This is a genomic window from Kitasatospora sp. NPDC101183 (assembly GCF_044767945.1).
Taxonomy (GTDB): domain Bacteria; phylum Actinomycetota; class Actinomycetes; order Streptomycetales; family Streptomycetaceae; genus Kitasatospora.
Genome location: NZ_JBIWOW010000015.1, coordinates 1 through 12,492, shown reverse-complemented (window position 1 = coordinate 12,492; position 12,492 = coordinate 1). Strand labels below are relative to the sequence as shown.

The 12,492-nt window shown below is 71.5% G+C and carries 16 protein-coding genes; 5 read left to right on the top strand and 11 right to left on the bottom strand.

The window, feature by feature from the left end:
* Positions 1-78: 78 nt before the first annotated feature.
* Positions 79-717 carry an HD domain-containing protein gene (locus ACIRRS_RS21725; protein ID WP_402972986.1) on the top strand — a complete coding sequence of 213 codons (639 nt, stop codon included), beginning with the start codon at positions 79-81 and terminating at the stop codon, positions 715-717.
* 14 nt (positions 718-731) lie between these two features.
* Here the strand turns inward: ACIRRS_RS21725 and ACIRRS_RS21720 are convergent, their stop codons facing one another.
* A complete protein-coding gene (locus tag ACIRRS_RS21720; protein ID WP_402972983.1) occupies positions 732-1,964 on the bottom strand; it encodes an MFS transporter in 1,233 nt (410 codons plus the stop codon).
* A gap of 72 nt (positions 1,965-2,036) precedes the next feature.
* Here ACIRRS_RS21720 and ACIRRS_RS21715 point away from each other — a divergent pair, with 72 nt between their 5' ends.
* Both ACIRRS_RS21715 and ACIRRS_RS21710 read left to right on the top strand, forming a co-directional pair.
* Positions 2,037-2,927 (top strand): winged helix-turn-helix transcriptional regulator, encoded by an 891-nt coding sequence (locus ACIRRS_RS21715; RefSeq protein WP_402972980.1) that lies wholly within the window; start codon positions 2,037-2,039, stop codon positions 2,925-2,927.
* 256 nt (positions 2,928-3,183) lie between these two features.
* Positions 3,184-4,335 carry an alpha/beta hydrolase family protein gene (locus tag ACIRRS_RS21710; RefSeq protein WP_402972977.1) on the top strand — a complete coding sequence of 384 codons (1,152 nt, stop codon included), beginning with the start codon at positions 3,184-3,186 and terminating at the stop codon, positions 4,333-4,335.
* 7 nt (positions 4,336-4,342) lie between these two features.
* Here the strand turns inward: ACIRRS_RS21710 and ACIRRS_RS21705 are convergent, their stop codons facing one another.
* From ACIRRS_RS21705 to ACIRRS_RS21685, 5 genes are all read right to left on the bottom strand, one after another.
* Positions 4,343-5,083 carry an SDR family NAD(P)-dependent oxidoreductase gene (locus ACIRRS_RS21705; RefSeq protein WP_402972974.1) on the bottom strand — a complete coding sequence of 247 codons (741 nt, stop codon included), beginning with the start codon at positions 5,081-5,083 and terminating at the stop codon, positions 4,343-4,345.
* A gap of 76 nt (positions 5,084-5,159) precedes the next feature.
* Positions 5,160-6,248, bottom strand: a complete 1,089-nt coding sequence (locus tag ACIRRS_RS21700; protein ID WP_402972971.1) for a hypothetical protein — start codon at positions 6,246-6,248, stop codon at positions 5,160-5,162.
* Positions 6,249-6,251: 3 nt separating this feature from the next.
* Positions 6,252-6,557 carry a hypothetical protein gene (locus ACIRRS_RS21695; protein WP_402972968.1) on the bottom strand — a complete coding sequence of 102 codons (306 nt, stop codon included), beginning with the start codon at positions 6,555-6,557 and terminating at the stop codon, positions 6,252-6,254.
* Positions 6,558-6,823: 266 nt separating this feature from the next.
* Positions 6,824-7,252 carry a hypothetical protein gene (locus ACIRRS_RS21690; RefSeq protein ID WP_402972966.1) on the bottom strand — a complete coding sequence of 143 codons (429 nt, stop codon included), beginning with the start codon at positions 7,250-7,252 and terminating at the stop codon, positions 6,824-6,826.
* Positions 7,249-8,589 (bottom strand): hypothetical protein, encoded by a 1,341-nt coding sequence (locus tag ACIRRS_RS21685; protein ID WP_402972964.1) that lies wholly within the window; start codon positions 8,587-8,589, stop codon positions 7,249-7,251. Before ACIRRS_RS21685 ends, ACIRRS_RS21690 begins: the two co-directional genes overlap by 4 nt.
* Positions 8,590-8,771: 182 nt before the next feature.
* On the opposite strand from ACIRRS_RS21685, the gene ACIRRS_RS21680 reads away from it, so the two are divergent.
* Positions 8,772-9,248 (top strand): ATP-binding protein, encoded by a 477-nt coding sequence (locus tag ACIRRS_RS21680; RefSeq protein WP_402972963.1) that lies wholly within the window; start codon positions 8,772-8,774, stop codon positions 9,246-9,248.
* Here the strand turns inward: ACIRRS_RS21680 and ACIRRS_RS21675 are convergent.
* Positions 9,226-9,549, bottom strand: coding sequence for a putative quinol monooxygenase (locus ACIRRS_RS21675; RefSeq protein ID WP_402972961.1), 324 nt, complete (start codon positions 9,547-9,549; stop codon positions 9,226-9,228). The genes ACIRRS_RS21680 and ACIRRS_RS21675 overlap by 23 nt on opposite strands.
* Positions 9,550-9,642: 93 nt before the next feature.
* On the opposite strand from ACIRRS_RS21675, the gene ACIRRS_RS21670 reads away from it, so the two are divergent.
* Complete coding sequence (locus tag ACIRRS_RS21670) at positions 9,643-10,260, top strand: class IV adenylate cyclase (RefSeq protein WP_402972959.1); 618 nt, start codon at positions 9,643-9,645, stop codon at positions 10,258-10,260.
* Here the strand turns inward: ACIRRS_RS21670 and ACIRRS_RS21665 are convergent.
* The 4 genes from ACIRRS_RS21665 to ACIRRS_RS21650 all read right to left on the bottom strand — a co-directional run bounded on the left by ACIRRS_RS21665 (position 10,211) and on the right by ACIRRS_RS21650 (position 12,155).
* Entirely contained in the window at positions 10,211-10,669 is a 459-nt protein-coding gene (locus tag ACIRRS_RS21665) for a nitroreductase family deazaflavin-dependent oxidoreductase (RefSeq protein WP_402972957.1), read from the bottom strand. The two genes, ACIRRS_RS21670 and ACIRRS_RS21665, sit on opposite strands and share 50 nt — an antisense overlap.
* Positions 10,670-10,685: 16 nt before the next feature.
* Complete coding sequence (locus tag ACIRRS_RS21660; protein ID WP_402972955.1) at positions 10,686-10,895, bottom strand: hypothetical protein; 210 nt, start codon at positions 10,893-10,895, stop codon at positions 10,686-10,688.
* 88 nt (positions 10,896-10,983) lie between these two features.
* Positions 10,984-11,493 carry an RICIN domain-containing protein gene (locus ACIRRS_RS21655; protein WP_402972953.1) on the bottom strand — a complete coding sequence of 170 codons (510 nt, stop codon included), beginning with the start codon at positions 11,491-11,493 and terminating at the stop codon, positions 10,984-10,986.
* 167 nt (positions 11,494-11,660) lie between these two features.
* Positions 11,661-12,155: an RICIN domain-containing protein gene (locus ACIRRS_RS21650; RefSeq protein WP_402972951.1), complete on the bottom strand. Its 495-nt coding sequence runs from the start codon at positions 12,153-12,155 to the stop codon at positions 11,661-11,663.
* Positions 12,156-12,492: the final 337 nt, after the last annotated feature.

Below are 12,492 nucleotides of genomic sequence, written 5' to 3'. Positions count from 1 at the left end.
TCTGTACGGACATGGCTCCAGCCTACGCCGCCGGGAGAGAGTGGAGACATCGAAGACCTCCCCGGAAAGGAACCCGCCATGACCGAGACCGTCGCCGGCATCCGCATCCCCGACAGCACCCTGGCCCGCGAGGCCACCGAACTCGTCCGGGAGACGGCCACGCCGCTGATCTTCGACCACTCGCGCCGGGTGTACCTGTTCGGCGCCCTGCGCGGCGCCGAACAGGGGCTCGCCTTCGATCCCGAGCTGCTCTACGTGGGCGCGATGTTCCACGACCTCGGCCTCACCGAGCGCTACGCCCGTACGGACCAGCGCTTCGAGGTCGACGGCGCCGACGAGGCCCGCCGCTTCCTGGAGTCGCACGGCCTCGGCGGGGAGCCCGCCGAGCGGGTCTGGACGGCGATCGCCCTGCACACGACCCCCGAGATCCCGCTGCACATGGCGCCGGAGATCGCCCTCGTCACCCGGGGGGTGGAACTGGACGTGCTGGGCATCGGCTACGACGCGATCACCGAGGAGCAGCGCGCCGCCGTGGTCGCGGCCCACCCGCGGCCGGACTTCAAGAACCGGATCCTCGCCGCGTTCACCGCCGGGATCGAGGGCCGGCCGCAGACCACGTTCGGCAACGTCAAGGCGGACGTGCTCGCGCACTTCGTCCCCGGGTTCGTGCGGGGGGACTTCGTGGAGACGATCCAGGGCTCCGCCTGGGCCTCGTAACCGGTCGTGGCTGATCAGGCCAGGTCGCGCAGCCGCCGGATCGAGCTGGTGAAGAGGACGGCCGGGCTGGCGATCCCCACCAGCGCGACCACCAGCAGCGCCGTCCGCGTCCCCAGGGCCTCGGCGGCCGCCCCGGCGGCGACGGCGCCGACCGGGATGGCGCCCCAGGAGACGAACCGTACGGTGGCGACCACCCGGGAGAGCAGCTCCGGCGGGGTGTGGGTCATCCGGTGGGTGCGGGTGATGATGGCGGTGACGACCACGCCGCCGGAGAAGCCGGCGTTGCCGAGGGCGAAGAGCAGCGTCGCCCAGCCGGAGCCCGCCAGGGGCAGGACCAGCAGGAACGCGGTGGCGACGACCGTCGCCCCGAGCAGCGCCCGGGCGCTGCCGTACCGCGCGACCACGCGCGGGGTGAGGGCGGCGCCGATCACGCTGCCGAGGCCGCCGGTGGCCATCAGCGCGCCGACGGCGACGGCCGGGGCGTCGAGGGTGCGGACCAGGAACACCGGGGTGAGCGTCATCAGCCCGCCGCAGACGAAGTTGATGGCGGTGGCGTCGGCCACGCAGGGCCTGATCACCGGGTGCTCGACCACGAACCGCCAGCCCTCGCGCACCTGTTCGCGCATCCGGGGGCGGTCGGCGGAGGGCTCCTCGCGCCGTCCGCGCGGCAGGCTGTTGAGGAGTGCGGCGGAGGCGAGGTAGCTGACGGCGTCCAGCAGCATCGCGCCCGCGCCGCCCACGAGTTGGACGAGGACGCCGCCGAGGGAGGGCCCGGCCGTCTCGGTCGCGGCGACGCTGCCGGACATCAGGCTGTTGCGGGCGGTGAGCTGCTCCTTGGGGACGATCGAGGGCAGGAAGCTCATGTTGCCGACGTCGAACAGGACGCTCGCGAAGCCCACCACCAGGGCCACGACGACGAGTTGGGGCAGGCTCAGCACCCCGAACGCGGAGGCGAGGGGGACGGAGGCGATGGCGGCGGCGCGGAGGAGGTCCATCGCGACCTGCGTGGCGCGCAGCGGCAGCCGCTGGACGAGGACGCCGGCGGGCAGGCCGAGCACCAGCCAGGCGACGTAGGCGGCGGCGGTGATCAGGCCGACCTCGATCGCGGAGGCGTGCAGGGTGACGACGGCGACCAGGGGCAGCGCCACCGCCGTCACTTGGTCGCCGAGGCGGGTGACCGTGGAGGCCGCCCAGTAGCGCCAGAAGACGCCGGTGTCCTTCGTGTGCGTCCGTTCTTCCTGTTCCATTGCCGTCGCCATGCACGCCCCGCCCGTCGCTGGTAGTGAGTTCCTTTTGGGAACTCACTATAATGGGTGACCATGCGGCACACGGAAGCGGGCGACCCCGACTGCGCGATCTCGCAGGCCCTGAGCGTGGTCGGCGACACCTGGACCCTGCTGTTGTTGCGGGACGTGGCAGGGGGCACCCACCACTTCGACGCCCTGCAGAACGGCCTCGGCATCAGCCGCAAGGTCCTCGCCGAACGACTGAAGGGCCTGGTCGCGGACGAGGTCCTGGAGAAGCGGCTCTACCACCCGCACCCGCCGCGCTACGAGTACCACCTGACCGAGCGCGGCCGCGGGCTGCTGCCCGTCCTCGTCGCGCTCCAGGACTGGGGCGGGCGCCACCTCCTGGGCGACGGCACCCTGACCGCCACCAGCGCCGCCGACTCCGCCGAGACGCGGCGGGTGCTGGGGCTGGTCGGGCGGCGGCTACCCGCCCTCGACCTCGTCGCCGTCGACGGCACGGCCGTCGACCCCGTCTCCGCCGAGCACGCCTGGACCGTCCTCTACTGCTACCCCGGCGCCTTCGCCCCCGGCGGCCCCGGCGGCAACGGCAACCCGCCCGGCTGGGGCGACATCCCCGGCGCGGCCGGCTGCACCCTGGAGTCCTGCACCTACCGCGACCGCATGGGCGAGTTCGCCGCCCGCTCCGCCGCCGTGTACGGGGTCAGCACCCAGCGGCCCGACCAGCTCGCCGCCTTCGCCGAGCACGCCCGGCTGCCCTTCCCGCTGCTGTCGGACGCCGCGCTCGGCCTCGCCGCCACCCTGCGGCTGCCCACCTTCCGCGCGGCCGGCGTGGACCGGCTCAAGCGGCTCACCCTCGTGCTCGACGCCTCCCGGACGATCCGCGGCGTGCTCTACCCGATCCCCGACCCGGCCGGATCGGTGGAGGAGGCGCTCGCGCTGCTGGACGGGCTTTCGGACTAGGGCGTGTCTTTCGGATCACGTCGGATCAGCGGGCGTCGTTGGGGTGCGTGCATCGGCGGCGCCGAGGAGGGAGTCCATGCGGAGCATCGGCGACTGACGAGAAGCCGGCGAGGTGCGTGCCCCGGCGGCGTCCGCCTGGCGTGATCCGAAAGACACGCCCTAGGGGTTCCCGGGCCGGCGGGCCCCTTGGATCTCGGGGGTCGCCTCCGCCGCCGGGGTGAGGCCGCGCGGGGCGGCCGGGCCTACCGTCGAGGCCATGACTCGCCTGCGCCGTACGGCCGTTGCCGTCGCCATCGCCCTCGGGGCCGCCCTGCCGCTGCCGATCGCCGCCGCCGGAACGGCCGCCGCGTCGGCCGCCTCCTCCCTGGAACTGCCCCGCCCGAGCGGGCCCCACGCCGTCGGCGTCGACACGCTGCACCTCGTCGACCGCGACCGCCCGGACCCGTGGGTGCCGAGCGCCGGGCCACGGCAGCTGATGGTGTCGATGTACTACCCCGCCCGGCCCGGGACCGGTGAGGCCGCGCCCTTCATGACCACCGAGGAGGCGACGGACTTCCTGGCCATGGAGGGCATCGGCACCCCCTTCCCGGTCAGCTCACTCGCCGGTGCCCGCACCCATGCCAACGCCGGGGCCCGCCCGGAACACGGCAGATACCCGCTGGTCCTGCTCTCGCCCGGCTTCCAGCTGCCGCGCCAGACCCTCACCGGCCTCGCCGTCGACCTGGCCGGCCGCGGTTACGTGGTCGCGCTCGTCAACCACACCTACGAGGACTCCGGCACCACCTTCCCCGACGGGCGGACGCTCGGCTGCGCACTCTGCTCCCAGCCGCAGGTGAAGGACGCCGACAACGTGCGCAGCCGGGCCCAGGACCTCTCCTTCGTCCTGGACCAGCTCGCCGGACGCCACCCCGCCTGGAAACACGCCGAGTTGATCGACCGGGCCCGGATCGGCACAGCCGGGCACTCCCTCGGCGGCAACGCGGCCGTCGCCACCATGGCCGCCGACCAGCGCGTACGGGCCGCCGCCGACCTGGACGGCAGGTTCTTCCTGCCCGTCCCGGCCGACGGCCTCGGCCACCGCCCCGTGCTGCTCCTCGGCAACCCGGCCAACCACGCCGCCACCGGCGACGAGCCGAGCTGGGCCGCCAACTGGGCGGCCCTCGACGGCTGGAAGCGCTGGCTGACCGTCACCGGCACCAACCACGTCAGCTTCACCGACGTCCCCGCCCTCGCCGACGCGGCGGGCATCCCCGGCGTGGACGGCACGATCCCGTCGCTGCGCGCCGAACAGCTCACGCGGGAGTACGTCGCGGCGTTCTTCGACGAGCAACTGAAGGGCGTGCCGCAGCCGCTGCTCGACGGCCCCTCGCCGGCCGAACCGGAGGTGGTCTTCGAGCAGCGGCCCTGATGGGGTCCTACGCGGTGTAGCCGCCGTCGACGGCCAGGCTGGTGCCCGTCACGTACCGCCCGCCCGGGCCCGCCAGGAACTCCACGGCGGCGGCGATGTCCTCCGCCTCCCCGAACCGCCCGAGGGCGGTGAGGCCGCGCTGGAAGTCGCCGCTGTCGCCGTCCGCCGGGTTCATGTCGGTGTCGATCGGGCCCGGGTCAACGGTGGTGACGTTGATCCCGCGCGGGCCCAACTCCCGTGCCAGGGCCTTGGTCAGGCCGATCAGTGCGGTCTTGGCCGTGGCCTGGAGGACGAAGTTGGAGCCGGGGACGCGGCCGTTGAAGCAGGAGCCGATGTTGATGATCCGGCCGCCCTCGGTGAGGTGGGGGGAGGCGGCCTGGGCGGCGAGGAAGACGGACTTCACGTCGACGGCCAGGACGCGGTCCAGGTCCTCGGGGGTGACCTCCTCGATCGGGCCGTAGGCGAGGAAGCTCGCGTTGTTGACCAGGATGTCGAGGCGGCCCAACTCCCGTACGGTCTGCTCCACCACGTCCTTGGCGGCAGTCGCCTCCGTGAGATCGGCCTTGATGACCAGGACCTTTCCGCCGTCCGCCTCGATCTCCTTGGCGATGTTCCGCGCCTGCTCCTCGGCCTGCACGTACGTCAGCGCCACAGCAGCTCCGGCGGCGGCCAGGCGCTTGGCGACGGCGGCACCGATGCCTCGGCTGCCGCCGGTGACGAGGGCGACCTTGCCGGTCAGCTCGCTCATCTGTTCCCCCATGATGGTGAGTTGGTGATCGTTCTGATGAAGATCCTCCAACACTTCCACCAGTGTGATGGTCAAGCTATTTGCTCTCCGGAGGCAGCAACGTGTCCCGGTGCTGCCACGCGAGCCGCAGCAGCGCCGCCCCGGCGGGCTGCATCGGCTCGGCGGTGGTGAACCGGTCCACGTGCGCGGCGGTGAAGGGAATGCCGGCGGAGCGGCCGGTGGCGTCGTCGAGGGCGACGCGGTGGCCCTCGTCGTTGGTGGTGACGAGGAGTCGGAACGTCGCGTCGAAGAGGTCGGCGTCGAAGACGGCGACGGTGAGGAGGTCGGTGACGTAGGTCAGGGGGTCCATGCCGAGGCCGAGCCAGAAGAGGCGCAGCCTGCCGTCCTCACGCGCTTCCGAAAGTTCCTCGTTGAGCGGCCAATCCGCATAATCGATCGGCGAGTTGCCGCTCCCGTAATCCTCACTCCCGCCGAGAAGCTCCTCGTTCAGTTCCCGGAGGATCGCACGCCAGAGATCGAAGTCGTTCCCCTCGTTCCAGGGCGCGTCGTGCGAGGGCTGGAACATCCCGCACGGCATCACCTGGTAGAGGCCGCCACCGGTCGCGACCTTCGCGGGGTCCCGCCAGTGCAGGAGGAACTCGGCCTCGCCGGTACGGCGGTCGTGCCGGATGGTCAACGTGGTGACGGCCGCCATGACGGGCCGGCGCGCCAGATCCGTCGGATCGGCAATCGCGTCTCGGAAGGGCGTATCTCCCGGCTTTCCCGCCAGAACAGCGGCAGCGTACTCGTGCGCCACCGCCTCACAGATGTCGATGACATCGAAGTACCGCCCCCGCCCGAAGGTCAACGACGGCTCACCCTCGGCAACCTCCAGCAACCGATAACAGACCCGGTTCTCGAACAGCCTCGGCCTCGCCAAGTTCCTTACCGCGTCTGAGTAGAGCCCAGACCCCACCCCGTCACGCCCATCGATCGCAGCGGCAGGCGCATCGGCCTCCCACCGCAACCGCACACGCTCCAACGGAACAGGCTGCACCGGCACCCAATGCGGCCGGGTGAGCAGCGGCAACTCGCCGTCCGCCCCCAGCAGTTGCTGCGTCAGCGCGTACCGATTCTCGTTGAGGTACCCGCGAACCCGCCGCCACTGCTCCTGCTCATCCGTCACGCTTCACTCCAAGCCTGCGGCCCGCTCGTCCAGCTCCGCGACGCCGGAGACGCCACGGTGAGAGCGAAGGTCAGCTCTCATGTCGCCGATTGCCCTGTGGACTCTGGCCGAGCGGATGCCGTCCGCGCAACCCAGGAAGTCGTGCCACGCGGCAAGAGCACCGCTGACGTCACCTTGGCGCAGGCGTACGGCGCCGAGGTCGGCGAGCACGATCGCACGGGTCCGCCGCCGATCGAGGCCGTGACCGTCAAGCGCGCGGTGGAGGTGCTCCCGCGCGCCGGTGAAGTCGCCGAGCCGGGCGAGGACCATGCCGGATTCGTGGGCCCACCGGCCGGCGCTGTAGTGCGAGGCCCAGGACTCGCCGGGGGTGCTGGTGGCACGCTCGATCGCGGTCCGGGAAGCGGTGAGGGCACGTGTGGCAGTGCGACGGTCGCCGTCGAGAGCTGCGGCGTTGGCAAGTGTGGCCTGGTAGTAGGCCAGAGCCCGCGGATCGTCGAGGCGCTCGGCCCGGTCGACGCACTGCTTCGCGAGCCGGATCGCCGCGCGCCCGTCCCCGCGGTCGATCGCCCGGACGGTCAGCCCACGCAGCGCGCGGTGGCGGCCGACTCGGCGTCTCCTGCCTCGGCGGCCAGGTGGAAGGAGTGGGCGTAGTGCAGCCCGGCGGCCTCGTGATCGCCTTCGTCCTGCTCCATCCAGCCTACGAGGTGGCTCAACTGGGAAGCCGCTGTGAACAGTTCGCACGCCACGGCTGTGCTGCGGACGTCGCTCAGCCAAGGAGCGACCCGATCGTCGAGGAAGCGGACGGCAAGGCGCCGGGCCTGCCCGCCGCCGTGCTCCGCCGCGACATCGCCGAGCGACTTCGTCACCCGCCGCACAGCCGCGACCTCGCCCCGCCCTACTCGACCACCCCGCGCCCGTCGAAGAACGACGTCCGGATCGGGCAGCCCGAGCGCCGCGAGCACGCCCATGCCGGAAGCGGCCACGAATCCGCGGCGGTCCATCATGCCGCCTTCCGGTGGGCGACCTCGCGGGCTCGTTGCTGGAGTTGGCGAACGGTGCGGCTGGAGGCGTGGGCGGGGAGGGAGCGGTCGAGGGCCTGGAAGTGTTCGTCGCCCCGTACGGAGCTGATGGTGAGGTAGTCGTCGAGGAAGACGTCCCAGGTGACGCAGGCCGCTTCGACGTGGCCGTGCTCCATCTGGCGGCGGGCCAGCAGGCCGTTGCCGTGGACGCGGCCCTGCTTCTCGTTGGTGGGGCGGGTGCGGTTGGAGAGCTGGAGTTCCTTGATCGCGCCCGGGAGGTCGCCCAGCTCGTAGAGCACGTGGGAGACGTGGAAGTGGTACGCGGTCTGGTCGTACCCGCCGACCGCGTCGTTGCGGCCCTCGGCCCGGGACAGGGCCGTCTCGGTCTCAGCGAGGCGGGTGAAGGCCTGCCGCCGGTCCTTCACCATGGCGGCGCCGTGCGCCTGCTGGCCGGTGAGGAAGGCCCGCAGGCGTGGTCCGGAGGCGGGTGCGGCCTCGGCGGCGGAGTCGGCCAGCTCCAGGGCCTTGGGGCCGTAGCCCAGGTTGGATGCCTGGAGGGCCATGCCGCGCAGGGTGCGGCAGTACGTCACGTGGTCCTGGGCCTCGCGCGCGAGCTTGAGGGCCTGGATGTAGTACTTCTGGCCGAGGCCGTGGGCGGTCTCGTACATCGCCATCCAGCCGGTCAGGTAGGTGAGGTCGGCCGACGCCGCCAGCAGCTCGGCCTTCACCTTCGCGGAGCCGGAGGCCTGGAGCCACGGCCCGACGGAGTTGACCAGGAACGCCGCCGCCATCGGACGGGCGTGGGCGGCGCCGAGTTCGTCGAGGATTCCGGCGATCCGGTCCGTCATGGTCCGGACGGTCTGGACCTCACCTGCGCCGACGCGTACGGTCCGGCCCGCTGCGGCGTGCGCGGCCCGGTCGGGGGTGTCGTCGAACACCGGGATCGTGAGTGCGAGTGAGTAGAGCCCGGCTGTCAGCACGCTACGGCGGGACGGGTCCATGTCGGCCTTGCCGATGGACATGAGGTCGGCGAGGACGCCCCGGTCGGCCCGGGAGTCGGCCTCCGACTCGAAGCCGGTCTCGCCGGGCGTCACCGGCCGCCCGAGCCTGCGGGCGAACGCCTCCCGGACCACCTCCCGCACCTCGGTCCGCGGGCGGGTGCCGGAGAGCCAGTGCGAGACGGCCGACTTGTCGTACGTGAGTCGCAGCCCGGCCTCGGCGCCGACACGGTTGACCGCGCGGGCGACCTGGTCGTTGCCCCACCGGGCCTGGTGCATGAGCGAGGCGAGTTCGGAGTTCGGTGTGCGCGGTCGGTGCGTCATCGATCCGTCCCTTGTTCAACCGGTTCAACGCCTTGACCAGCTCGACCGGCTTGACCGATTCTCCCGGGCTGTGTACCCGCGTTGACTTGCTGTCAGCCATTCGGACGGTGGTGGGGAACCGCACGATACGGCACGGCGCCGACCGCCTGACATCCTTCGACGCACGACCGGCTGGAGCCCCGATGATCGTCAGCCCGCTCAGAACCGCCCGGTTCCCGGTGCCCCTGGAACAGGACGCGACACCCGGGGCGGACGCCGTCCCGGCGGCCCGTCGCCTGGTGGTGGCGATCCTGGAGGAGTGGGGCGTTCCACTGGCCGGCGAGACATGGCAGGAGGTGGAGTTGTGCACGAGCGAGCTGATCGCCAACGCGCTGCTGCACACGGGGGAGCGCTGCACCGTGACCGTCCGGCGCCTGGCCGGGCGCGTACGGGTGGAGGTCGCCGATCGGCGAGCGGACCTCCCGACCCGGGAGCGGGACGAGGAATCGACCGGCGGGCGCGGGTTGCTGCTGGTGGACTCCCTGACGCACGCGTGGGGGTGGCACCCGGTCGGTGGCGGCAAGGTGGTGTGGTTCGAGCGGCTGGAGGCAGCCGAAGCGCCGTGCCCCACTCACGGGTGGGGCACGGCGCGGAGCCTCAACGCCCTTTGTGGAGCGTAGTGTGCGTGCCCGCGATCTCGTCGAGGAAGGTGACCTCGACCGATTCCAGGTACTGCCCCCGCTCGGCCAGGAACCGGCGCACGTGGGGCTGGCGTTCGTGCTCCTCGAACGCTCCGCGGTCTCGGTACAGCTCGTAGAAGACCCGAACGTGAGGCTCGTTCGGTACGGCGTGGTTGACGTAGACGAGGGTGCCTGGCTCCTCGGCCCGGATGCCCTCCAGCGCTTCCTCCGCGAGCGCGTCGAACGCGCTCGCGGCCGCCGCGTCGTGGGCGACGAATCGCACAACCAGGCCGAATCCCATGGTTCTTCCCTTCCCTGGTTGCCCTGCGGCTCACACGGATCGGTGAAGAATTGCGACCCGAGGCTGTGCAGGACCAGCGTGAAGGGATCAGGGATGGCGATCGAGGCGGAACTCAAGGCGGTCGTGCGGGATGTGAAGGGCGTGCTCCGGCAGTTGGAGGCACGGTTCGGGCCGGGGTGCGCCGAGGTCTATCGGGACACGTACTACGACGCGCCGGACGCCGGGCTGATGGGGGCGGATCGAGAGCTGCGGGTGCGTACGGTGCGCGGAGCGGCTGGTACGCGAACGCTTCTCACGTACAAGTGTGCGCGGGTTGATGAGGCATCGGGATCAAAGCCGGAGGCGGAGACCCGGGTCGAGGATGCCGAGGCGGTGCACGAGATCGTGCGCGGGCTGGGGTTCGTTCCGTGCCTCGTGTTCGAGAAGCGGTGCCGCAACTTCGCGTTCGAGCGCGACGGCCGTCAGCTGTTGGCCACGCTCGTGGAGCTGCCCGAGCTGGGCGGTGCCACGTTCCTTGAGGTTGAGACGGCGGCGGCGTCGGAGGCCGAGCTGGGGCCGGCCTTGGCGGTGGTCCGGGGGCTGCTGGCTGAACTGGGGATCGATGGAGCCGACTTGACCACCGAGTTGTACACCGATGCTGTGGCGGCATCGGGTGCGGGGGTCAGGTTCGGTTCGGCGGCGGATCGGGTTCGAGGAGGAGGACGGGGATGATGCGGGTGGTCTTCGCCTGGTACTCGGCGTAGGGAGGGTAGGCGGCGATGGCGCGGTGCCACCACTCGGTCTTTTCGGTGCCGGTGAGTTCGCGGGCGGTCATGCTGCGGACGGTGGGGCCGTCCTGGAGGTCGACCTGGGGGTTGGCCTTGATGTTGACGTACCAGTCGGGGTGGCGGGGGTGCCCGCCCTTGGAGGCCACGGCGGCGTAGCGGCCGTCGTGTTCGACGCGCATCAGCGGGATCTTGTGGAGGTGGCCGCTGCGGGCGCCGCGCATGGTGACGATGACGACCGGCAGGCCCGTGTCCCAGAGTGTGGTGCCCTGGGTGCCGCCGGAGCTCTCGTACAGCGCGACCTGGTCGCGGATCCATTGGGCGGGGCTGGGTGCGTACTCGCCCTGGAGTGGCATCGCGTTCGCTCCGGGGTCAGGAGGTGGTGTGGTACTCGAGGTCGTACCACGAGTGGGTGTCCGGATAGGTGGCGCAGTACCACTGGTCGACGGTGGGGTCGTTCCGTTGCAGGGAGGCGCCCGCGTCCTGGCAGGCCTGGTAGCTGGTGTAGCCCTCGATCTCGTGCCAGCCCTCGGCGGCGGAGGCCGTGGGGGCGGCGACGAGGAGGAGGGTGGGGCGCGGCATGGGGGCCTCTCTCCGGGGGTGGGGCGACACGGGAGAGGCTAGTGCGCGCCGGACCGGATGGGCCGGTCCGGCGCGCGGCCGGCCGGATCTACGGGAGGTACCACTTCTGGTCGGCGTAGTTGTGGCAGTCGTACTGCATGGCCTGGGCGCCCGCGCTCTGCTGGATGACCAGGCAGAGACCGCTGTTGATGTTCCGGAACCGGACGATGAGGCCGTTGACCGAATCGGCGGACTCGGCCGACCACTGTTGGTCGGGCTGCCCGGTGTTCTGGTACATGAACGCCGGGGAAGGTGTCAGCCCTTGGGCGGTCAGGTACTGGCCCGAGTACTTGTTGACGATCGGGCCGATGTTGCCAGGAGTGGGGTAATACCACATCTGATCGTCGTACTGGTAGCAGTCGAACAGTGTCGGGTGGTTCCCGTTGGCGCCGCTCGCCACGACGACCATGCAGTCGTCGTAGCCAAGACCGGTGGCCCTGATCTGGCCGTAGCCGCGCTCGCCGGCCACCGAGCCGGTCGTCGCCGAGGCGGGTGCGGGGAGCATCATCCCCGTGGCCGCCACGGCGATGGCGAATGCCCCAACTACCTGCTTGCGCACGATGGTTCCCCCTGAATCGTGAGGTGGTCCGTTGGCAGTCCGAACTTCCGCCCGCACGGCCGGATTCGCCCCCGCTACGTCCGGGGCGCCGGACGGGTGCCGTCAGTCCCGCGCGGGCGTCTCCTGGCGTCACCTCGGGCCGAGGTCGCGGACGGTGGAGGCGGGTCCTACACGGCCGCCCACTCCTGGTCCGAGAGGTCCGCGCAGACGTAGGCCATGGCCTGTGCGCCGGCGGAGCGCTGGAGGGTCAGGCAGAGGCCGCTGTGGGCGTTCCGGAAGCGGATGACGCCGGGGGCGATCTGGATGGCCGCCCACTGCTGGTCCGTAGCGCCGGTGTACTGGTACATGAACGCGGGCGTGCCGGGCGTGGAGCCCTGGGCGGTCAGGAAGTCGCCGGAGTACGAGTTGGTGATCGGGCCGGTGCTGCCCGGAGCGGGGTAGTACCACTTCTGGTCGGCGAACGGGAGGCAGTCGTAGAGCGTCGGGTGGTTCCCGTTGGAGCCGTTGGCCAGGACGACCATGCACTGGGATGTCCCGAGAGAGCCGAGCGAACCGTAGTGGCGCTCGGGCGGGTCGAGGGTCGCCGCCGAGGCGGTGGTGGGGAGCAGGGCCCCGACGGCCGCCGCGGCGACGACGAATAATCCAACTACCTTGTTGCGCATGGTGGTTACCTATCGTGTCGAGTGCGGCCCGTTGGTCGCGCGACGACTGTAGCGGCAGCCGATTCGGAGAGGGAAGTGCACGAAGCGATATGCGCGGCAATCCGAACTTTCCCACCGCATCGGCGGGTTCGCCTCTTTCGGCGGGTTCTGCGACCAGGCCTCCGGGCCCGCCGCCGGGGAGCCGCTTCGCGGCGGGGATCAGGGTGACGCGGAGAGGGTGGTGCGCGCCGGACCGGCGGGGGCGGGCCGGCGCGCGGGGGGGGGGGTGATCAACCAGACGACCCACCACTGGGCGGTGTTGCCCCTGCCGTCGGACAGCAAGGCCTGCGCGCCGGTG

Bases quoted from the DNA above. Each gene is read 5' to 3' on its own strand.
- ACIRRS_RS21670 (WP_402972959.1), top strand. From the start codon at position 9,643: ATGGCGATCGAGGCGGAACTCAAGGCGGTCGTGCGGGATGTGAAGGGC.
- ACIRRS_RS21680 (WP_402972963.1), top strand. From the start codon at position 8,772: ATGATCGTCAGCCCGCTCAGAACCGCCCGGTTCCCGGTGCCCCTGGAA.
- ACIRRS_RS21665 (WP_402972957.1), bottom strand. From the start codon at position 10,669: ATGCCACTCCAGGGCGAGTACGCACCCAGCCCCGCCCAATGGATCCGC.
- ACIRRS_RS21715 (WP_402972980.1), top strand. From the start codon at position 2,037: ATGCGGCACACGGAAGCGGGCGACCCCGACTGCGCGATCTCGCAGGCC.
- ACIRRS_RS21720 (WP_402972983.1), bottom strand. From the start codon at position 1,964: ATGGAACAGGAAGAACGGACGCACACGAAGGACACCGGCGTCTTCTGG.
- ACIRRS_RS21710 (WP_402972977.1), top strand. From the start codon at position 3,184: ATGACTCGCCTGCGCCGTACGGCCGTTGCCGTCGCCATCGCCCTCGGG.
- ACIRRS_RS21695 (WP_402972968.1), bottom strand. From the start codon at position 6,557: ATGGTCCTCGCCCGGCTCGGCGACTTCACCGGCGCGCGGGAGCACCTC.
- ACIRRS_RS21690 (WP_402972966.1), bottom strand. From the start codon at position 7,252: ATGATGGACCGCCGCGGATTCGTGGCCGCTTCCGGCATGGGCGTGCTC.
- ACIRRS_RS21675 (WP_402972961.1), bottom strand. From the start codon at position 9,549: ATGGGATTCGGCCTGGTTGTGCGATTCGTCGCCCACGACGCGGCGGCC.
- ACIRRS_RS21685 (WP_402972964.1), bottom strand. From the start codon at position 8,589: ATGACGCACCGACCGCGCACACCGAACTCCGAACTCGCCTCGCTCATG.
- ACIRRS_RS21650 (WP_402972951.1), bottom strand. From the start codon at position 12,155: ATGCGCAACAAGGTAGTTGGATTATTCGTCGTCGCCGCGGCGGCCGTC.
- ACIRRS_RS21705 (WP_402972974.1), bottom strand. From the start codon at position 5,083: ATGAGCGAGCTGACCGGCAAGGTCGCCCTCGTCACCGGCGGCAGCCGA.
- ACIRRS_RS21660 (WP_402972955.1), bottom strand. From the start codon at position 10,895: ATGCCGCGCCCCACCCTCCTCCTCGTCGCCGCCCCCACGGCCTCCGCC.
- ACIRRS_RS21725 (WP_402972986.1), top strand. From the start codon at position 79: ATGACCGAGACCGTCGCCGGCATCCGCATCCCCGACAGCACCCTGGCC.